The sequence below is a fragment of the Pedococcus bigeumensis genome, from assembly GCF_039531795.1.
GTDB classification, from domain to species: domain Bacteria; phylum Actinomycetota; class Actinomycetes; order Actinomycetales; family Dermatophilaceae; genus Pedococcus; species Pedococcus bigeumensis.
In genome coordinates this window covers 1,008,617-1,028,907 of record NZ_BAAAQS010000001.1, presented here as the reverse complement: position 1 = coordinate 1,028,907, position 20,291 = coordinate 1,008,617, and the positions used below count along the sequence as shown (strand labels likewise).

Below are 20,291 nucleotides of genomic sequence, written 5' to 3'. Positions count from 1 at the left end.
CGGAGTCAGCGGTGGGTCGTCGCCGGGTAGTCCGGGCCGCTGGGAAGCGCCGCCACGGGTCGGCTCTCGTACTCCATGGCGCCCACTGGGCCAGGGTCCACCTGACCAGCGCTCTCGATGACCTCATCGAGGTCGTGCAGGAGCTTCTCGCCGAGCGGGGTGTCGCGGACCGGAGCCAGCGCCGAGACCTCACTGCGGATGCGACACAGTCTGGACCGGACCTCAGCGGGGCCCAGCTCGGCCGGCTTTCCGTCCGGGCGGACCTGCTGCCCCGGGTGCGCCGGCGTCTCCATCTGAGGGTCCGGGGCGGAGAGCATCGTCGGCACCGTCACGACCGCATCCCGTCTGCGAGGCGCGGAGCCGTGTCGGAGGCCTCGGAGCAGGCTCCGGGGCCGGTGGGGAAAGGACAAGCATTCTGGGCAGGGAACACATCGGTCTCCACGTCGAGGGAAAGCGGGAGCTCGGCGCCGGGGTCTGGGGCCGTTCCAGGTCGACCGCCGTTCTGCCGGTGACCTGCGTCAAAGGTACCCACCGACCCGCTCGCGTCCGCAGGACCAAGGTCCCACTGCCGCGCCCGGCCCCAGAGGGACGATCCCGGACCCCATCAGGGGTCGGCCACCGGTCGAGGCGAGGGCGCCGCCGACCCGGGGCGTCGGACGACGTCACACGTTTGTCAAACGTTGACCTTCCTTCTACCGTGTCTCCCGGTCAAGAAGTGGCCTTCCCGCCTGGGAGATGCTGGGTTGAAGGGGACGTGACGGTGAGCCGAGCGTCCGCGCGGCGATGGGTGAGGTCCAGGGCATGAACGAGCACGAGTCACGGGGACAGCGCGACGCGTCCGGGGACACCCTGGACCGCGAGGACGCGGACCTCGACCTGCCCGACACCCAGGCCGAGGAGGCCGCGAGCCGGGAGGCCGCCCACGAGGATCGGCACGCCGTGGACGGCCGGCTGATCGCCAGGCTGCGGGCCGAGGGGCTGTGGCACGAGGAGCATGCCGCGCACCTCGGTCAGGCGTTGCGGTCGTCGCGGAAGATCGGTGCGGCCATCGGCATCGTCATGGCGGACCTCAAGGTGGGTGAGGTCGCGGCGTTCGAGATCCTGAGCCGGGTCAGCCAGCACACCAACCGCAAGCTGAACGACGTCGCCCACGAGGTGGTGGACGCGGGGAGTGCCGCGAGCCTGCCCCTCCCCTGACCCGCTTCTCACTGCTGTCAGGTCGCACCGTCGGTCGGTGCTTGCGCGGCCTCCACCCCGACCAACGTCAGGCCGAGGTCGCGGACCCGGTCCAGCAACCCGTGCAGCTCGGCCTGGTCGGCGACCTGCCCGGTCAGGACGGAGGTGCCGTCCGGCTCGTGGGTCACCGTGAAGCCGTTGAACGACGCAGCCCAGTGCGCCCCGAGGTGCCCGTCGACCCGGAGCCGGTAGCCGGTGCGCGGTGGTCGGCGCTCGGGTGAGGTCATGGCGACCCCACCCGAACGACCCCACCGTCCGCGTGCGCGAGCAGACCGCGGCGACTCCTGCCAGCCTGACGCGGCCTCCTGCTACGGCGGATGACCAGCTCCGCGACCAGGAGGTTGATCGCCCACCCGGCCCCGAGACCGAGATCGGTCGACGGGGACCGGTGGCCGAGGACGGCGTGGGCGAGACCGAGGGTGAAGGTCTGGGTGCCTGCCCCGAGCGCGATCGCGTAGGCCCGCGTCATCCAGGCCTGGTGGGTGGCGATGTCGGCGCGCCGGATCGCCGCGAAGCCGAGCGTGATGCTGGCAGCCATGCCCGTCCCGGCAGCCAGTCGCAGGAGGTAGGCGAGGACACCGGTGTCGTCCTGGCGGGGGTAGAACAGCGTCATCCACAGACCCGAGAAGGCCACGGCGAGCCCGAGCCCGACCAGCGCGCGCCCGGCCGCCCGGTGCCAGCGCGGCCGGCGACGACGCAGCCGGGCAGAGAACTGGAAGGCGCCGAGGACGGCATACGGGATGACGCTGACGATGTGCACCACGACCGGCGCAGGTGACCCGGAGATGCGAGCGTTGTGCGGCAGGACCTGGGGACCACCGAACACCTCCACGAGGCGCAGGGTGCCCGCGACGGCCGGTATGCCGCTCAGCGCCACCAGCGCGTAGGGCACCCACCCGGTCGGCGTGGTCGACCGGGTGGTTGCCGCCTGCGGACGCAGGCTCACTTGGCGCCGGCCAGGTCGTGCCGTGCGATGGTGCTGGTCGCTGCGGGGCGAGTCGCCGAGCTACGGCCTTCGCGCCACAACGAGTAGCCGAGCCCGACCATGGCGACGCCGATGGGGAGGGCGAAGAGCCTGAAGTTCACCTGCGGCACGATGGGGATCGCGATCGTCGCGACGGTGCCCGCGGACAGGACGACGGCAGCCCACCTGGCCAGGACGTTGGCGCGGAAGAGGGCCACTCCGAAGAGGAAGCCACCGAGCAGGTAGGTCACGCCGTTGGCCGTGCTGAGCGGCCCCATCAGCCCGATGTCACCGACCGGCTTGCCGTTCGTGGCCGCTGCGACCACGTCGGCGACGTAGCCCGGCGAGGTGTCGGCGATGGAGGGCAGGACGACCAGGCCCACGATCTCGAGGCCGAGCATGAGGAGGTAACCGACGCTGAAGAGGACGTAGCCGAGCAGGCCGAGCACTCGCGTCTGCTTCACCTGGCGCAGGTACATCCCGGTGATGCCGGCCAGCGACAGCACGGCCATCAGCACCTTCGCGCCCTGGCGCAGCTTCCACTCGGTCGTGGAGACGAAGGCGACGTCGATCGGAGGGTGCTTGATCTGGACGGCGATGAACAACAGGCCGGCAACCACGGCGCAGAGGCCGGCGGCTCGGACGAGCTTGGTGGTGGTGATGGTCATGACTGCTCCTGGGTCGAGGCCCTCGGCGGGCTGCCGTGGGGATGACCCGAAGGTAGGAGCCGGCAGGGTGACCGGGCGTCACCCGACGATGTGACCAGAGGGGTGATTCGACCTCGACCAGGGACCCGACCGGAGCCGCTAGAGGAGTCCCTGTTCCCGGGCCCGGCGGACGGCTGCTCGCCGGGTGTTGACGTCGAGCTTGGTGAAGATGTGCTTGGTGTGGGTGCGCAGCGTGTTGTGCGACACGAACAGCTCGCGGGCGATCTGCGGTCCGGTCAGCTCGGTGTCGAGCAGCCGCAGCACCTGGAGCTCCCGCTCGCTCAGCAGCTCGGCCGCCGGGCGCACCTGCCCTCCACCGATGCCCCCTCCACCGACGCGCCCTCTCACGTGCGCTCCCCCGCGCCCGAGGATGAGCCGAGCCTGCGCCGCGGCGGTCCCCCACCATGCGGCTTCCAGAGGTCTGACCGCACCGAGCTGTTCGACGACACCGAGCAGCTCGGTCATCGGAGGGCCTTCGTCGAGGAAGAGCCGCGCGTAGCCCTCTGGTTCGGGGGCGTCGGCCAGCACCTGGGCAAGGTGGCCCACCGCAGCGTCGCGGTCGCCTGCCGCGTCGGCGACCACCGCAGTGAGCAGACCGATCTCGAGGAGGCTGCCGTTTCGCGCGTGGCCCCGGGCCTCGTCGGACAGCCTCTGCAAGAGGCCGAGCGCGGCGTCCAGCGAGCCGGGGTCGGGGTGGGCGCGGTGCCGAGCGACCAGCAGCCGCGACAAGGTCAGGTGGTCGTGCTCGCGCAGGTAGTCGGGCCCGTCCTCGGTCGACACCCCTCGGGCCTCCGCCCAGCGCTCGGCCTGCGAGAGATCCCCAGCCGCGATCAGCACCCGCGCCCTGATCGACGCGATGGGACGGACGTCGGGGAAGAAACCAGGGCGGTAGGCCTCCTCCGCCTCGGTCAGGAGCCCGACGGCCTCCAGCAGGTCGCCGCGTGCGGCTGCCACCCGGCCCCTCGCCACGAACCACCGGTGCAGGCTCTCGGTCATCGGCGCCCGTTCGGCCAGGGCGGTCGCCGCGTCCAGGTGCCGCGTAGCCGCGTCGACATCGCCCGCGTCGCACTCCAGCTCGCCGAGTCCCACGTGCAGGATGGCCGCGGCCCGGGCGACCGGTGCCCCGTGGGCCTCGGCCACGGCCAGGGCTTGCTCGTACCGGCGGCGGGCCGCACCCGGGCGGCCCGCGGCGACCAGCAGGTCGGCGAGCACCACGGTGCTGGTGAGCTCGTCGACCAGGTTGCCGGCCGCGTGCAGGCTGGCCACGGCGTCGGTGAACGTGTCGAAGGCCGCCAGCACGTCACCCTTCGCCCAGGCCGCGAGCCCCAGGAAGCCCGCTGCGCCGCCGCGCGCGAGGTGGTCCTGGGGGCCGGCCAGCTCGAGGGCGCGGGTGGCGTGGGCGACGGTGCCGGCCACGTCTCCGTGTGCCTGGGCGATGGCGGCGCGGTGCACCGAGATCGTCGCGGGCAGGGTGCGCAGGTCATCGGTGTCCGCCCACGGAGTGGACGGGTCGGGGCCGGCGGCGAGGGCCCGCTCGGCGTCGTCGAACCGCTCCTCGACCGCCCCGAGGTCGCCGGAGACCATCAGCAGGTAGCCGTAGAACACGCTGAGCACCGGGCTGCGCCGGACCGTCGCATCGGGCAGCTCCCTGAGCCAGCCGAGCAGCAGGGCCTCGCGGCGGTGTCGCCGGATCGCCGGCACCGCCAGCTCCATGAGGTATGCCGCGCGGTCGAAGTCGCGGGCGTCCAAGGCGTGCCGCACTGCCTCGTCGACCAGGCCCTGCTCCTCGTACCAGTGGCTGGCCCGCCGGTGGAGCAGCGGCACCAGCTCGGCCCGGTCGGCCAGCAGGTGCGCCTTCAGGACGTCGGCGAAGAGGTGGTGGTAGCGCCACCAGCGCCGGTCGTCGTCGAGCGGGACCAGGAACAGGTTGGCTCGCTCCAGGTCCTCGAGGACCCGCTCGCCATCGGTGCGACCCGTGAGCACATCGCACAGTGGTCCGGTGAGGCGGTCCACCACCGCGGTCTGCAGCAGGAACTCGCGGACGTGCTCGGGCTGGTGGGCCAGGACCTCCTCGACGAGGTAGTCGACGACGTAGCGATCCGTGCCGGCGAAGCGAGCGACGAAGCCACTCGGGTCGGTGCGCCCCCGGATCGACACCGCCGCGAGCTGGAGCGCGGCGATCCATCCCTCGGTGCGGTGCTCGAGCGAGGCCACGTCGGAGGCGGCGAGTCCCAGACCCGCAACGGCGTTGAGGTATGCCGTCGTCTCGTCGAGCCTGAATCGAAGGTCGGAGGCGCGTACCTCGACCAGCTCACCCCGGACCCGCCAGCGCGGCAGGGGCAGGTCGGGGTCGGCGCGCGTGCTGACCAGGACGTGGACGTTCGCCGGCAGGTGCTCGAGGAAGAACGTCACTCCCCTGCGGACGTCCGGGTCGACGACCACGTGGTAGTCGTCCAGCACGAGCCACACCTCGTCCGGCGCCGCGCCGAGACCGTTCAGCAACGGGGTCAGCATCCCTTCCGGCGACACCGACCCCGACTCGATGCGCTCCAGCGCGTCGGGGTCGAGACCCGGCACCGTGCGCTGCAGGGCGGCCGCCACATAGCTCCAGAACGACGCGGGCTCGTTGTCCGACGGGTCCAGCGAGACCCAGGCGACCGCTCGCCCGGTGGTGGCCGTGCGCTGTGCCCAGTCGGCCAACAGGGTCGTCTTGCCGAACCCGGCAGGGGCGGACACCAGGGTCAGTCGCGCCTGCTCCCCCGCACGCAGGACGTCCAGCAGCCTGGGCCGAGCCACCAGACCGTGCCGTGGCCGAGGGACGTAGAGCTTGGTCCCGATCAGCGGACGTGCCACGTGCCTCCCCGTTCCGAGGTGCACCACCGACCGATGCGTGGCGTTGCCCGGCCCACGCTAGTGCCTCAGAAGCCGCCCATGTCGCCGCCACCGAAGTCGCCGCCACCGCCGAAGTCGCCGCCACCGAAGCCACCGGAGTCGAAGCCACCGGAGTCGAAGCCACCGGAGTCGAAGCCACCCGCGTCGTAGCCGGCGTCCGCCGCGCCGACGTCGCCGGTCGAGTCAGCAGCTGCCGCACCGCCTGCGTCGGCACCCTCAGCGCCGGACCCGTCCGCCCCCGACCCGTCCGAACCCGACCCGTCCGACCCGGACCCGTCGGCGCCGTCGGACGCAGTCGCCGAGTCCCCTGCCTGGGCCGCCTCGGGCGAGGAGTCGTAGCCGTCGAACAACGAGTCGGCGATGGCGGAGCCGATGACGACTCCGGCGATGGTGCCCATCATCGAGCCCATGATCGTGCCGCCCATCCCCATCCCGCCGCCGACCATGCCGCCGCCGAACCGGCCGCGGCTGAAGGTCTGCTCGAGGTAGCCGGGCTGCCGCAGCTCGGCACGGGTCGCCGCCCTGGCCATCGACTGCGGGTCTGCGGTGGGCGCGGCCTCGCCGGCCGGCAGCCCCGCCGACAGCTCTGCCAGCACCTGCTGGCGCTGCTCGGGGGTCAGGCGGGCGAACGCCTCGGCGTGCACCTGCTCCAGCGACTCCGGTGGCGCGGTGCGCAGGAGGTAGCGGTAGCGCGCGATGGCGCGGTCGTCCTCGGACGCCGGCGCCGAGGCTGCGGGTCCAGACGCCGAGGGTGCGGGGCTGGGCGATGGCGCTGGACCGGCATACCCGCCCTGGGTCTGGAGCGGCTCGCGGCCGAGCAGTCGGTCGAGGAAGCCCATGGCACTCTCCGTCGGACGGTGGGCAGCGGGTTGCCCACGGGTGCCACCACCCTGCAGCGCGGCCGGCTCGAAAGCAATCAGGCTCGACGCGACCCGGCCGGGTCGGTCAGGAGGTCAGCGGGCTGACGGAGCCTTCGAAGGCGGTGCGACCGCGGCTCGTGGTGAGCGGGGTGTCGGCGCTGCGGGTCTGGGCGGCCGAGACCAGTCCGATCGAGGCACCCACCCCGTCGCGCTGGTCGAGTGCGGAGGCGTCACCCTCCATAAGGGGGACGAAGCGATCGAGCAGCTGCTGCCACATACAGATCCGGCCCTTCTGTGCCCAAGCCGATCGTGGGGGCCGATCGGCGACTGTGCCGTCTTCTGACGCGCAGCATGGACGATGCCGGACCCGAGGCGGTGGTGGCGCGCCGCAGCAGTGCGTCTCATTCGTTGGTCAGCGAGGACTGGCCGAACGGCTGACCGGACAGCCCGGGGCGAAACCGGGCGAGTCGGGCACGGCCACCGATTCGCGCAGATCAGCAGAGGTCAGCGCCGGTCAGCGCCGGGTCGGCGCCGACGGGCAGCAGTCTGCGCGGGCCGCGGCGGTCAGGTCGTCCAACCGCCGGTCGCCGCGCCGGCTTCCACCCGGTCCACCGCGACCTCGAACCACACCGTGGTGCCCGCTGAGGTGCGGTGCGCCCCGAAGGCGTCGGCGATGGCCTTCACGAGGGACAGCCCCCGCCCCCGCACCGCCATGGTGTCGGCCCCGGTGAGCAGCGGCTCCCCACGGTTGCCACTGTCGGCGACGGTGACGGCCACGATCCCGGTGTCGAGGTCCATGGTGAGGTGCGACTCGGTGCCGGCATGGAGGACGGCGTTGGTGATGAGCTCGGAGATCCCGGTCACGATGGTGTGCTGGTCGCCGTCTCCGACCTTCCAGTCGGTCAGCTGCTCCCGCGCCCAGTCACGGGCCGCGCGCACGGACTCGGGCATCGGGGGCACCACGATCGCAGACCTGCGGTGCCCTTCCGGGGAGCGGCCGACCGCGATCACCGCGCAGTCGTCCTCCTGGCCGGAGGCCTGCAGCATGGCGTCGATGATGTGGTGCGCCACGCTGCGGGGGCTGCCGGGTGGCAGGTCGGCCAGGACTGCGAGGAGACGGTCCTCGCCCTCGTCGAAGGCCTCCCCGCGCCGTTCGAGCAGGCCGTCGGTGAACCCGACGAGCATGTCGCCGATCCCCAGCGTGAGGTGGTGGGCCGGTCGCACGCCCTCGATCCCGAGCGGCGGACCGACCGGCATCTCGAGCAGCCTGCCGCGCGGGCGACCGTCGTGCCGCGAGGCCCTCCCGAACAGCAGCGCGGGCAGCGGGTGGCCGGCGCTGGCCAGCACCACCTCGCCGGTGGCAGGGTCGACCGCGCCGTAGAGCATGGTCACGAAGAGCTCGCCGCCGAACGCCATGCCCGGCCGGGCCCGAGGGCTGCCCAGCGGCATCGACGCCGGCCACAACGCGTCGAGGTCCCAGACCACCCGGTCGAGCGCGGCCATCACGGACGCCGGGTCGCTGTTGGTCAGGGCCGCCCCGCGGACGGCAGCGCGGACCTGACCCATCACGGTCGCCGCCATGACCCCGCGGCCGACGACGTCGCCGATGACGATGGCCAACCGCCCGTCGGGCAGGAAGAACGAGTCGTAGAAGTCGCCACCGGCCACGGTCCCCTCCGAGACCGGCTCGTAGCGCGCGGCGATGCTGATCGCGTCGGACTGCGGCAGGTTCGGCGGCAACAGGGTCCGCTGGAGCAGCTCGGCGGTGGTGCGCTCGGCGTCGTAGACGACGGCTCGGCCGAGGGCGTCACCCACCAGCTCCCGGAACGGCGCCAGCACCGCCACCACGTCGTGCGGCACCGGTGACGCCTCACGCTGGACGACCAGGGCGGCCTGGCTCCCGCCGGTGCGGAACGGGACGGCCACGATCTCGCCGTTGTCCGAGAGGTACGGCTCGCCCCGGCCGATGGCCTGGGCGATGAGGGCGGCCATGTCCTCGCCGAGCTCGGACCAGATCAGCGGCAAGCGTTCCTCGTCGGGGGACAGCTGCTCGATGCGGTGGCGGCGGGCCATCCGCCATGACGACGGCGAGGGCGACGGCAGGCAGATCGAGACCGAGAGGCCGTCGAAGGCCACCATGGCCTGGCGCAGCACCACCTTGCACACGTCGTCGACCGTGACTGCGACGGCCAGCATGGCGGCCAGCTTGGCGACGGCCCGCGCCCGGCCGATGGCGTTCGTGGTCTCGACGACGACGTGCAGCACCGCCAGGACCTCACCGTCGGACCCCATCACCGGAGAACCGCTCCGCAGGTAGTAGCCGACGTCGCCGGTGTCCATGGCGCCGGCCCCCGCGCGGTGGCCGACGTCACCACCACGACCCCGGTCGAGGCGCAGCTCGACCCCTTCGTCGAGGAACGGCTCGGCCTCGCTGAAGGCCCGCTCGAGCAGGGGCCCGACCTTGGGGTCGTCCCAGACCTCGGCCACGACCTTGCGGGCCGACTGGCCGAAGGCCGACGGGTGCTTGCTGCCGAGCAGCTCCCGGAAGGCGTCGTTGTAGAGCATCGTCAAGTCGGCCCCGCACAGAAGGGCCACCGGCAGCGGGCACTCGAGTGCGATCTCCCACGCGGCCTCGAGCTGGGTCGGCCACTGGGAGCGCGGACCGAGCGGCGTCGCCGACCAGTCGCTGTGCGCAGCGAGGCGTCGTGCCTCTCGCGTCCGGCCCTCACCCACGCAGTCCGCCTCTGTCCGCCGCTCCCTGGCCGCTCCTCGATCCGAAAGCGGTTCGCCCTATCCGAAAGGGTATGGCCCCGACCTAACGTAGAACACGGTCAAACCGCACTCAATCGTGAGAGATCTTCTCGCGGGCCTGCGCCTGGTCGACCAGGAAGGCCCACTCCCAAGCCACCTGGCGCCACGAGTCGTACCGCCCACTCTTGCCGCCGTGGCCCGCGACCATCTCGGTGCGCAGGAGGATGGGTCGCTCCGTCGGGTCGCTCGTGGTGTGCTCGCGCAGCCGGGCGACCCACTTGGCGGGCTCGGTGAAGAACACCCGCGTGTCGTTCAGTGACGTCGTGGCGAGCACCGCCGGGTATGCCGCGTCGCGCACGTTCTCGTACGGCGAGTACGCCTTCATGTAGGCGTAGACCTCCGCGTCGGCCAGCGGGTTGCCCCACTCCTCCCACTCCACGACGGTCAGCGGCAGCGCCGGGTCGAGGATGGTGGTGAGGGCGTCGACGAACGGCACTGCCGCGTGGACCGCGCGGAACCGCTCCGGCGCGAGGTTGATGGCCGCGCCGATGAGCAGACCACCGGCCGAACCTCCTTCTGCCACAAGCCGATCCGATGCCACCCAGCCACTGTCGACCAGGTGTGCGGCGCAGGTGACGAAGTCGGTGAAGGTGTTCACCTTGGCGTTGAGCTTGCCCTGGTCGTACCAGGACCGACCCAGCTCACCGCCACCGCGGACGTGGGCGATGGCGTAGACGAAGCCGCGTTCGAGCAGGGACAGCCGAGCCACCGAGAAGTAGGGGTCTGACGAGATCTCGTAGGAGCCGTAGGCGCCGAGCAGGCCCGGGTGGCTGCCGTCCGGCTCGGAGCCGGCCGGGAAGACCAGCGACATCGGGATCCGGGTGCCGTCCTCAGCGGTCGCCCACTCACGACGCTGCTGGTACTGCGAGGGGTCGTAGCCGCCCAGCACCGGCTGGCGCTTGAGCAGCTCGAACTCGCGGGTCGTCACGTCGTAGTCGAAGACCGTCTTGGGCGTCACCATCGACTCGAACACGACCTGGACCCGGGTCGTGGCGCTCTCGGGGTTGTCGCCGAGGCCGACCGAGTAGACCGGCTCGTCGAACTCGAGGTCGTGGTGGTCGCCGAAACCCGAGGGCTGGGAGGCGTCGCGGTCCAGGACCCGGAGCGCGGTGAGACCGTCACGGCGCAGGGACAGCACGGCGACCTCGTCGAACGCGTCGATCCCCTGGAAGCGCTCACCCGGCTGCGACCGCATCAGCGTCTGCCACTGGTCGGCGGAGGTGGCGTCGATCGGAGCCCAGGCCAGGTCGGAGTCGAGGGAGTCGGCGTTGTGCACGATGAGGAGCCGGTCGCCAGCCGGCTCGACGTCGTACTCGACTCCTTCGCGTCGCGGTGCCACGACCCGGAACTCGCCGGTGGGGTCGGCGGCATCGAGGATCCGGACCTCCGACGTCGTCTTGGACCCGAGCCCGATCATCACCCACCGGTCGTCGCGGGACGATCCGACGCCCATCCAGAACCGCTCGTCGTCCTCCTGGTGGACGAGCACGTCGCCCTCCACGGACGTGCCGACCTGGTGGCGCCAGACCTGATGTGGCCGCCAGGTCTCGTCGACCCGCGTGTAGAAGACGTACTTTCCGTCGAGCGAGAACACGCAGCCGTAACCGACCCGGTCGACTGCCGTGTCGATGATCTCACCGGTGCGAAGGTCCTTGACCCGCAAGGAGAACCGTTCGTCGCCCTCGGTGTCCACGGCATACGCGAGGAGGTGGTGGTCGGGACTGACCGTGAGGGCGCCGAGCGCGAAGAACTCGTGGCCCTTGGCCTCCTCGTTGGCGTCGAGCAGGACCTGCTCGCCCTCCACCACGACGTCGGCCGCCGGCATCGGCCGCGGCTCGCCCTCGACGCGGGGGGTGCGGCACTCGACCGAGTACTGGGCTCCCTCGAAGCTGCGCGAGTAGTACCACCAGGCCCCGCTCGCCACCGGCACCGACAGGTCGGTCTCCTGGGTGCGCGAGCGGATCTCCTCGAAGATCGCCTCGCGCAGCGGCCCGAGATCGGCCGTCACGGCCTCGGCGTAGGCGTTCTCGGCCTCGAGGTGGGCCCGCACCGCCGGGTCGTCCTTGTCGCGCAGCCACTCGAAGGGGTCGACGACCACGTCGCCGTGGTGCTCGCGCACGGTCTCGCGGCGCTCGGCGACGGGTGGGGTCGGCAGGGTTGCCTCAGGCGTGGTCACGCTCGCACCTTACGTGGTGGGTCAGCCCGCAAGGCAGCGCGGCCCGAGGATCACCTTGAGGTCGCCGAACAGCGCCTCGGTCGCGTTGACCCGGTAGGAGTCCTCGAGCTTCATCAGGACCGACCGGCCCGGCTGGCTCAGCCGCACGTGCACCTCGGTGGAGCCGGGGTGGGAGGAGAGCACCGACTTGAGCTCCTCGACCTTGGTCTGGGTGGCCCGGTTGGTGTCGATGGTGACGACGACCGGCCCGCGTGGCCCCTCGGAGATGTCGGGCAGGGTCAGGTCGGACGCGAAGATCGTGGGGGTGTCGTCGCGCCGGTTGACCCGCCCCTTCACCACGACGACCGCGTCGTGGGTCAGCGCGTGCTGGACGGTGAGGTAGGCGCTGGGGAAGAACAGGCACTCGATCGCACCCTCGAGGTCCTCGACGGTGACGATCGCCCAGAGGTCGCCCTTCTTGGTGCGCTTGACCTGGAGGCCGGTGATCAGCCCCGCGATCGTGACGTTGGCCCCCTCGGGCTTGCCGTCCTCGCCCATCAGGCTCGCGATCGAGGTGTCGGCATGGGAGCTGAGCACGTGCTCGATGCCGAACAGGGGGTGGTCGGAGACGTAGAGGCCGAGCATCTCGCGCTCGAACTGCAGCAGCGTCTTCTTGTCCCACTCGACGCCGGGGATGGCCGGCAGCACCGAGAAGTCGACCGACTCGCCGGCCGCGTCGTCGCCGAACGAGCCGAAGAGCGAGTCCTGGCCGATCGCCTCCTGCCGCTTGATGTCGACGAAGTTGTCCACGAAGTCCTCGTGGACGCGGTAGAGGCCCTGACGTGACTCCTGCAGCCCGTCGAAGGCGCCGGCCTTGATCAGCGACTCGATGGTGCGCTTGTTGCAGACCACGGCCGGGCACTTGGACAGGAAGTCCTTGAACGAGGTGAACCGGCCCTTCTCCTCGCGCGCGGCCACGATCGCCTCGACGACGTTGTGGCCGACGTTGCGGATCGCCTGCATGCCGAACCGGATGTCGGTGCCGACCGCCGCGAACCGGGCCACCGAGTCGTTGACGTCAGGGGGCAGGACCTTGATGCCCATCCGACGGCACTCGCCGAGGTAGAGCGCCGACTTGTCCTTGTCGTCGCCGACGCTGGTCAGCAGGGCGGCCATGTACTCGGCCGGGTAGTTGGCCTTGAGGTAGCCGGTCCAGTAGGAGACCAGGCCGTAGGCGGCGGTGTGGGCCTTGTTGAACGCGTAGTCGGAGAACGGGACCAGGACGCCCCACAGCGCCGCGATCGAGGCTTCGTTGAAGCCCTTGGCCTTCATCCCCTCGGAGAAGGGGACGTACTCGGCGTCGAGGACCTCCTTCTTCTTCTTGCCCATCGCCCGGCGCAGCAGGTCGGCGTTGCCGAGGGTGTAGCCCGCCAGCTTCTGGGCGATCTCCATGACCTGCTCCTGGTAGATCACCAGGCCGTAGGTGGTGCCGAGGATCGGCAGGAGCGCGTCGACCATCTCCTGCTGGAGCTTGCCGGCCAGCTGGGGGTCGAGCGGGGTGAGCTCCTGCTTGCCGTTCTTGCGCAGCGCGAAGTTGGTGTGGGCGTTGACGCCCATCGGGCCGGGTCGGTAGAGCGCGAGGGCCGCGGAGATGTCCTCGAAGTTGTCGGGCTGCATCAGCTTGAGCAGGGTGCGCATGCCGCCGCCGTCGAGCTGGAAGACGCCGAGGGTGTCACCGCGCGACAGCAGCTCGAAGGTCGCCTTGTCGGTCATGTCCTTCGACAGCGCGTCGAGGTCGATGTCCTCGCCGCGGTTGGCCTTCACGTTGTCGATGGCGTCGTCGAGGATGGTGAGGTTGCGCAGCCCGAGGAAGTCCATCTTGACCAGGCCGAGCGACTCGCAGCTCGGGTAGTCGAACTGGGTGATGACCTGGCCGTCCTGCAGCCGCCGCATGATCGGGATGACGTCGATGAGGGGCTCGCTCGACATGATGACGCCGGCGGCGTGCACCCCCCACTGCCGCTTCAGCCCCTCGAGCCCGAGCGCGGTGTCGACGATCTCCTTGAAGTGCGGCTCGGTCTCGACGAGGGCGCGGAAGTCGCCGCCCTCGTTGTAGCGCTTGTGCTCCTTGTTGTAGATCTCGGCCAGCGGCACGCCCTTGCCCATGACGTCCGGGGGCATCGCCTTGGTGAGCTGCTCCCCCACCACGAACGGGTGGCCCATCACGCGGGCGGCGTCCTTGACGGCCTGCTTGGCCTTGATGGTGCCGTAGGTGACGATCTGCGCGACCCGGTCGGCGCCGTACTTCTCGGTGACGTACTTGATGACCTCGCCGCGTCGGCGCTCGTCGAAGTCGACGTCGAAGTCGGGCATCGACATGCGCTCGGGGTTGAGGAACCGCTCGAAGATGAGCCCGTGCGGGATCGGGTCGAGGTCGGTGATCTTCATGGCGTAGGCGCACATCGACCCGGCACCGGACCCACGACCGGGGCCGACCCGGATGCCGTTCTCCTTGGCCCAGTTGATGAAGTCGGCGACGACGAGGAAGTAGCCCGGGTACCCCTTGGAGACGATGACGTCGGTCTCGAACTTCGCCTGCTTGGTCGCGTACTCGGGCACGCCACCCGGGAAGCGCTCGACGAGGCCCTTCTGGACCTCCTTGACGAACCACGACTCCTCGCTCTCCCCCGGCGGGCAGGGGAACCGCGGCATGTAGCGGCCCTCCCCCTCCGTGAACGAGATGTCGCACATCTCCGCGATGAGCAGGGTGTTGTCGCACGCCTCGGGCAGCTCGCGCCAGGTGTGGCGCATCTCGGCCGGGCTCTTGAGGTAGAAGTCGTCGGCGTCGAACTTGAACCGGTTGGGGTCCATCAGGGTCGATCCGGACTGCACGCACAGCAGCGCCGAGTGGGCCTTGGCGTCCTCCCTCGTCGTGTAGTGGAGGTCGTTGGTCGCCACGAGCGGCAGCCCCAGCTCGCGGGCCAGGCGCAGCAGGTCCTTCTGGACGCGTCGCTCGATGTCGAGGCCGTGGTCCATCAGCTCGGCGAAGTAGTAGTCCTTGCCGAAGATGTCGCGGAAGTCGGAGGCCGCCTGCAGCGCCTCGCGGTACTGGCCCAGCCGCAGCCGGGTCTGCACCTCCCCGGAGGGGCAGCCGGTGGTCGCGATGAGCCCCTGGCCGTACTGGCCGAGCAGCTCGCGGTCGATCCGCGGCCACTTGGCGTAGACCTGGTCGAGGCTGGCCTGCGAGTCGAGCCGGAAGAGGTTGTGCAGGCCGTTGTTGTTGCGGGCCAGCAGGGTCATGTGGGTGTAGGCGCCGGACCCGGAGACGTCGTCGCCGGACTGGTGGTCCTCACCCCACTTGACCCTCGTCTTGTCGGTGCGGTGGGTGCCGGGCGTGACGTAGGCCTCGACCCCGATGATCGGCTTGACCCCCGTGCCCTGGGCCTTCTTCCAGAACTCGTAGGCGCCGAAGACGTAGCCGTGGTCGGTCGTCGCCAGGGCGGGCATCCCCATCTCGGCCGCCTTGGTGAACAGGTCACCGATCCGCGCCGCGCCGTCGAGCATGGAGTACTCGGTGTGCACGTGGAGGTGGACGAACGAGTCGCTGCTGGAGGTGCCGGAGGCGATCTGGGGGGACATCAGAAGTGATCTTAGGTCGGTGGTCTGACGAGACCTAAGGGACGCGCCTGCCTGTGACGGATGAGGCGCGTGGTATGCCGCGCAGCCGGCCACGCGGCATACCTCACCCGTCCTCGCGGACGGCTCAGAGCCGGTCGAGCGCCTGCGCGAGGTCCGGCGGGTAGGGACTCTCGAAGGTGACGTACTTCCCCGTGCCCGGGTGCTCGAACCCCAGCCCCACGGCGTGCAGCCACTGGCGCTCCAGGCCCAGCCGGGCGGCCAGCTTCGGGTCGGCGCCGTAGGTGAGGTCGCCGGCGCAGGGGTGGTGCAGCGCCGAGAAGTGCACCCGGATCTGGTGGGTGCGGCCGGTCTCGAGGTGGATGTCGAGCAGGGAGACCGCCCGGAAGGCCTCGATCACCTCGTAGTGGGTGACGCTCGGCTTGCCCTTCTCCATCACCGCGAACTTGTAGTCGTGGTTGGGGTGGCGACCGATGGGGGCGTCGATCGTGCCCACCACGGGGTCGGGCAGGCCCTGGACCAGCGCGTGGTACTTCTTGTCGACGGAGCGGCTGCGGAAGGCCTGCTTGAGGACGCTGTAGGCGTACTCGGACTTGGCGACCACCATCAGGCCACTGGTGCCGACATCGAGCCGGGAGACGATCCCCTGCCGCTCGCTGGCCCCACTCGTCGCGATCCGGTAGCCGGCGGCGGCCAGCCCGCCCACGACGGTCGGGCCGGTCCAGCCGACGCTCGGGTGGGCCGCGACCCCCACCGGCTTGTCGACGACGACGAGGTCGTCGTCGTCGTGGATGATGCTCATCCCCGGCACTGGCTCGGCGATCACCTTGAGGGTCGGGCTCTGCTCGCTGGCCGGCAGCGCGACCTCGAGGAGGTCACCGGCACTGACCCGGTCGGACTTGCCGGCCTGCTTGTGGTTGACCTGCACGTCTCCGGCGGAGGCCAGGTCGGCGGCCTTCGTCCGGGAGACCCCGAACAGGCGGGCCAGCGCCGCGTCGACCCGCTCCCCCTCGAGGCCGTCGGGGACGAACAGGGTCCTGGCGTCGGTCAGGGAATCGCTCATTCTGCGGCCTCGTGTCGTCCGTGGTGGGGGCGCCGGCCGTCGACACCGATGCCGCGCAGGGCCAGCAGCCCGATCAGCAGGGCGGCGCCGACGATGGCGATGTCGGCGACGTTGCCGATGAACAAGCCGAAGTAGTCGATGAAGTCCACGACGTGGCCCCGACCGGGGCCCGGCTCTCGGGTCATCCGGTCGGTGAGGTTGCCCAGCGAGCCGCCGAGGAGGAGGCCGAGCGCCCACGCCCAGCCACGGCTGCCGATCCGGCGCGCGGTGCGGATGATGACCACGAGCACGCCGAAGGCGATCAGGGTCAGCACCCAGGTGGCGTTGTCACCGATCGAGAAGGCGGCGCCGGCGTTGCGGATCAGGTTGAGCCGGATGAGCTCGCCGACCACGTTGACGGGCGACCCGACGTCGAGGGCGGACAGCGCCCAGGCCTTCGTGGCCTGGTCGAGGACGTAGGCCACGACGGCCGAGCCCACGAGCAGGGTGAACAGCCCGCGGCGGTCGGTGGGGGGCTGGGGGGTGGAGGGGGATTCGTCGGCCGCGATCAGCGGCGCTCCTGCTTCGTCTTGCATGTCACGCATAGGGTCGCACGAGGAGCGGCCTGAAGGCGAAGTTTGCCGATGGGGTTGCCGCAGGACTCGCAGATCCCGTAGGTGCCGTTGTCGAGGCGCTCGATGGCGTGGAGGTTCTGCTCGAGCATCTCGCGGGCGTTGTTGGCCAGCGAGATCTCCTGCTCCCGCTCGAAGGTCTTGGCGCCCGCGTCCGCCTGGTCGTCACCGGCGCCGTCACCGGCGTCGCGCATCAACCCGACGAGGTCGGCCTCCGCCACGGTGATCTCCTGGCGCAGGTGCGCGACGTCCGCCTCGATCTCGGTGCGGATCTCGCGCAGCTCCTTGGCGGTCCAGGGCGACTCGTCGTCGCGGACCCGCAGCGACCGCGGGGCGGCCTTGGTGGCTGCGCTGGTCCGCTTCGCGGGGGCGGACTTGCTGGCGGGGGCGGCCTTGGCGGCCGGCGCTGCCTTCTTCGCCGGTGCGGTCTTCTTCACGGATGCCGCCTTCGTGGCGGGCGCTGCCTTCTTCGCCGGCGCTGCCTTCTTCGCCGGCGCTGCCTTCTTCGCCGGTGCGGTCTTCTTCGCCGGTGCGGTCTTCTTCGCCGGTGCGGTCTTCTTCACGGATGCCGCCTTCGTGGCGGGCGCTGCCTTCTTCGCCGGTGCAGCCTTCTTCACAGGCGTTGCCTTCGTGGCCGGCGCGGCCTTCGTGGCGGGTGCGGCCTTCTTGGCCGGCGCGGCCTTCGTGGCGGGTGCAGCCTTCTTGGCCGGCGCTGTCTTCTTGGCGGGTGCAGCCTTCTTGGCCGGCGCTGTCTTCTTGGCGGGGGCGGTCCGGGTGATACTGGAAGCCTTGCTCGCAGATGCAGACTTCGATGCGGCTCTCGCCTTTTGAACCATGGTGTGCCCGGCCCCTCGGTCGCATGGCGCTCCTAGACGAGCGCTCACAGGTGCGGTGAGGATAAGCGCTGGACGCCCGGTACTCAACGGCAAAACGCCTTTGGTACCGAATCCGTTGCAGCAGCGGCTGCCGGGGACGACGCAGGGCGCCCACCGCGATGCGGTGAGCGCCCTGGGTCAAACCCTGCTGCCAGACTCCGACCGGCCGACTACTGCTGGTCGGAGTGCTGCTCCTCGTCACCCTGCGACTCGTCGTCGCCGGCCTCCGCGGGCTCCACCCCGGTCTGCTCGAGGTCGGCGAGCTGCTCCTCGATGTAGTTCTTGAGCCGGGCGCGGTAGTCGCGCTCGAAGGTGCGCAGCTCGTCGATCTTCTTCTCGAGCAGGTTGCGCTCGCGGGAGAGCTCCTCGAGGATCTGCGCCTTCTTCTGCTGCGCCTCGTGGACCATCCCCGTCGACCGCTCGCGAGCCTCGGTGATCAGCTGCTCGTGCTTGGTCGTCGCCTCGCTGATCAGCTCGTCGTGGCGGTGCTGGGCGGTGGCGAGCAGCTCGTCGTGACGGTTCTGGCCGACCGACAGGAGCTCGTCGTGCTTGTTCTGTCCCTCGCCGACCAGCTCGTCGTGGCGAGCCTGCGCCTCGGCGATGAGGCGGTCACGGGTGGACTCACCCTGGCCGACGTGCTCGTCGTGCAGTCGCTGGGCCATCTCGAGCAGGGCTGCCGCACTGGCACCCCCACCTGCTGCGGCCGCACCGACGGCCACCGGGCTGGCCTGCTCGGCCGGAACCGACTCCTGTTGGGCCGCGTGCTGCTGGGCGGCCTGGGCCGCCTGCTCCTGGGCCGCCTTGGCGGCCGCGACCTGCTCGGCGGTGACGCGCTGGGCCTCTTCGGCCCGCTGGCGGGCCTCGTCGGCCTGGCGCTTGGCCTCCTCGGCCTGGCGCTGGACCTCCTCTGCCTGCTGCTGGGCCTCGGCGAGGCGCTGCTCCGCTGCCGCGGCACGCTCCTCCGCCTCCTTGGCGCGGGCCTCCACGGACTTGGCGCGCTCCTGCGCGTCCTTCTCCGTGTCGGAGATCCGGCCCTGGGCGGCCTGCTCTGCCTCGTCGGCGCGCGCCTGCGCGATCTTCTCGGCTTCCTCGGCCTTCGCATTGGCCGCGGCGATGCGCGCCTGCGCCGCCTTCTCGGCCTCCTCGGCCTTGGCGGCGATCGCGGCGAGACGGTCCTGCGCCTCGCGGTTCGCCTTTGCCTCGGCCTCCTCCGCCGCCTTCGCGCCTGCTGCCTTGGCGGCCGCGGCGTTGGGATCGGCCTTGGCGACGGCCGGCATGCCCTTGGTCTGGCGGCACTCGTTGAGCTGGTCGCGGAGGTCGTCGCCCTCCTTGACGATGCGGCGCATCTCGGCGACCACCTCGTCGAGGAAGTCGTCGACCTCGCGCTCGTCGTAGCCACGCCGGAACTGCGTCGGCGTGAAGTTCTTGTTGAGGACGTCCTCAGGCGTGAGCGTCATGTAGTCACCTCGGTTGGCTGGCATGAGCAGAGCAGGGTCAAGCAACAGTGCAGTTGGAACAGCAGTTGGAGCGGCAGTGCAAGGGGTACAGCGGTGCACCGGAACAACAGTGCGGGTCAAGCATCCCAGAGTCTGGGCCAGGGCCAGCCTAGAGGATCAGCCGACGGCTAGAGGATGCTCATCAGGAGCGAGGTGGCGACCATCAGCACGAGGAAGGCCAGGTCGAGCCGCAGGGTGCCGAGGGTCAGGGGCGGGATGGCCCGGCGCAGCGCCTTGAGGGGCGGGTCCGTGATCGTGTAGACGAGCTCGGCCACGACCAGGAGGGGGCCACGCGGGCGCCAGTCACGGGCGAACGCCTGCACCCAGTCGAGGACCAGACGCCCCAGCAGGATGACGAAGAAGAGGAACACGGCGAAGCGAACGACGCTCGCGATGATGTTGTCGCCCAGCAGCTGCATGGGCTCACCCTGCCATGGCGGGCTGGGCGCGCGCTGTGCGGGTCAGCTCTGGTTGAACAGGCCGCGCGCGGCGGTCGGGGCCGCCGGACCTTCCTCGGCGGAGACCTCGACGTGGGCCGGCGAGAGGAGGAAGACCTTCGAGGTCACCCGCTCGATCTGCCCGTGCAGGCCGAACACGAGACCCGCGGCGAAGTCGACGAGGCGCTTGGCGTCCGAGTCGTCCATGTCGGAGAGGTTCATGATGACGGGAGTGCCGTCGCGGAAGCTCTCGCCGATGTTCTTGGCCTCGTTGTAGGTGCGCGGGTGGATCGTGGTGATGCGGTTCAGGGCACCCACCTCGACATCGCGGACGACCCGGGCCACGGGCGTGCGCTGCGGCAGCGGCGTCACGGCAGCCGACCGCTCGACCGGCGCCTCCGTGCGGGCCGGCTCGTCGTAGTCGTACTCGTCGTACCCGTCGTAGCGCTCGTCTTCCTCGGCGAGCCCGAGGTACACCATCGTCTTGCGCAGCGCCCCAGCCATGTGCGAGCTCCCTTAGGTTTGCGTGCCTACCGTTGTCAGCGTTT

Annotated in this window: 18 protein-coding genes; 2 read left to right on the top strand and 16 right to left on the bottom strand. The window is 70.8% G+C overall.

Annotated features, from left to right (window positions below; all coding sequences use genetic code 11):
- Window positions 1-5: 5 nt before the first annotated feature.
- On the bottom strand, window positions 6-332 hold the full coding sequence (locus ABD262_RS04945) for a hypothetical protein (RefSeq protein WP_344132038.1): 327 nt from the start codon (window positions 330-332) through the stop codon (window positions 6-8).
- Between the two features lie 469 nt (window positions 333-801).
- On the opposite strand from ABD262_RS04945, the gene ABD262_RS04940 reads away from it, so the two are divergent.
- Entirely contained in the window at window positions 802-1,197 is a 396-nt protein-coding gene (locus ABD262_RS04940) for an ANTAR domain-containing protein (protein ID WP_344132035.1), read from the top strand.
- Between the two features lie 17 nt (window positions 1,198-1,214).
- Here the strand turns inward: ABD262_RS04940 and ABD262_RS04935 are convergent, their stop codons facing one another.
- From ABD262_RS04935 to ABD262_RS04880, 12 genes are all read right to left on the bottom strand, one after another.
- Entirely contained in the window at window positions 1,215-1,463 is a 249-nt protein-coding gene (locus ABD262_RS04935) for a hypothetical protein (protein ID WP_344132032.1), read from the bottom strand.
- Window positions 1,460-2,182 carry a DUF2306 domain-containing protein gene (locus tag ABD262_RS04930; protein ID WP_344132029.1) on the bottom strand — a complete coding sequence of 241 codons (723 nt, stop codon included), beginning with the start codon at window positions 2,180-2,182 and terminating at the stop codon, window positions 1,460-1,462. The genes ABD262_RS04935 and ABD262_RS04930 overlap by 4 nt, the downstream gene beginning before the upstream one ends.
- Window positions 2,179-2,868, bottom strand: coding sequence for a hypothetical protein (locus ABD262_RS04925; RefSeq protein WP_344132026.1), 690 nt, complete (start codon window positions 2,866-2,868; stop codon window positions 2,179-2,181). Before ABD262_RS04925 ends, ABD262_RS04930 begins: the two co-directional genes overlap by 4 nt.
- Window positions 2,869-3,006: 138 nt before the next feature.
- Window positions 3,007-5,760, bottom strand: a complete 2,754-nt coding sequence (locus tag ABD262_RS04920; RefSeq protein WP_344132023.1) for a winged helix-turn-helix domain-containing protein — start codon at window positions 5,758-5,760, stop codon at window positions 3,007-3,009.
- 65 nt (window positions 5,761-5,825) lie between these two features.
- Window positions 5,826-6,638 (bottom strand): hypothetical protein, encoded by an 813-nt coding sequence (locus ABD262_RS04915; RefSeq protein ID WP_344132020.1) that lies wholly within the window; start codon window positions 6,636-6,638, stop codon window positions 5,826-5,828.
- Window positions 6,639-6,744: 106 nt separating this feature from the next.
- The gene (locus ABD262_RS04910) at window positions 6,745-6,936 is read right to left on the bottom strand and encodes a hypothetical protein (RefSeq protein ID WP_344132017.1); all 192 of its coding nucleotides are present in this window, start codon (window positions 6,934-6,936) and stop codon (window positions 6,745-6,747) included.
- Between the two features lie 287 nt (window positions 6,937-7,223).
- On the bottom strand, window positions 7,224-9,392 hold the full coding sequence (locus ABD262_RS04905) for an ATP-binding SpoIIE family protein phosphatase (RefSeq protein ID WP_344132014.1): 2,169 nt from the start codon (window positions 9,390-9,392) through the stop codon (window positions 7,224-7,226).
- Window positions 9,393-9,501: 109 nt separating this feature from the next.
- Complete coding sequence (locus ABD262_RS04900; protein ID WP_344132011.1) at window positions 9,502-11,646, bottom strand: S9 family peptidase; 2,145 nt, start codon at window positions 11,644-11,646, stop codon at window positions 9,502-9,504.
- A 21-nt stretch (window positions 11,647-11,667) separates the two neighbouring features.
- Entirely contained in the window at window positions 11,668-15,264 is a 3,597-nt protein-coding gene (dnaE, locus tag ABD262_RS04895) for a DNA polymerase III subunit alpha (protein ID WP_344132008.1), read from the bottom strand.
- A gap of 124 nt (window positions 15,265-15,388) precedes the next feature.
- A complete protein-coding gene (locus ABD262_RS04890; RefSeq protein ID WP_344134525.1) occupies window positions 15,389-16,312 on the bottom strand; it encodes an RluA family pseudouridine synthase in 924 nt (307 codons plus the stop codon).
- An 8-nt stretch (window positions 16,313-16,320) separates the two neighbouring features.
- Entirely contained in the window at window positions 16,321-16,899 is a 579-nt protein-coding gene (locus ABD262_RS04885; RefSeq protein WP_344132005.1) for a signal peptidase II, read from the bottom strand.
- Window positions 16,872-17,372, bottom strand: coding sequence for a TraR/DksA family transcriptional regulator (locus ABD262_RS04880; protein ID WP_344132002.1), 501 nt, complete (start codon window positions 17,370-17,372; stop codon window positions 16,872-16,874). The genes ABD262_RS04885 and ABD262_RS04880 overlap by 28 nt, the downstream gene beginning before the upstream one ends.
- Window positions 17,373-17,385: 13 nt before the next feature.
- Here ABD262_RS04880 and ABD262_RS04875 point away from each other — a divergent pair, with 13 nt between their 5' ends.
- Window positions 17,386-17,766: a hypothetical protein gene (locus tag ABD262_RS04875; protein WP_344131999.1), complete on the top strand. Its 381-nt coding sequence runs from the start codon at window positions 17,386-17,388 to the stop codon at window positions 17,764-17,766.
- A gap of 214 nt (window positions 17,767-17,980) precedes the next feature.
- On the opposite strand, the gene ABD262_RS04870 is transcribed toward ABD262_RS04875, so the two are convergent.
- The 3 genes from ABD262_RS04870 to ABD262_RS04860 form a co-directional block, all read right to left on the bottom strand.
- The gene (locus tag ABD262_RS04870; RefSeq protein ID WP_344131996.1) at window positions 17,981-19,267 is read right to left on the bottom strand and encodes a DivIVA domain-containing protein; all 1,287 of its coding nucleotides are present in this window, start codon (window positions 19,265-19,267) and stop codon (window positions 17,981-17,983) included.
- Window positions 19,268-19,434: 167 nt separating this feature from the next.
- Window positions 19,435-19,725, bottom strand: coding sequence for a YggT family protein (locus ABD262_RS04865; RefSeq protein WP_344131993.1), 291 nt, complete (start codon window positions 19,723-19,725; stop codon window positions 19,435-19,437).
- Between the two features lie 42 nt (window positions 19,726-19,767).
- Window positions 19,768-20,247 (bottom strand): cell division protein SepF, encoded by a 480-nt coding sequence (locus ABD262_RS04860; protein WP_344131990.1) that lies wholly within the window; start codon window positions 20,245-20,247, stop codon window positions 19,768-19,770.
- Window positions 20,248-20,291 lie beyond the last annotated feature (44 nt).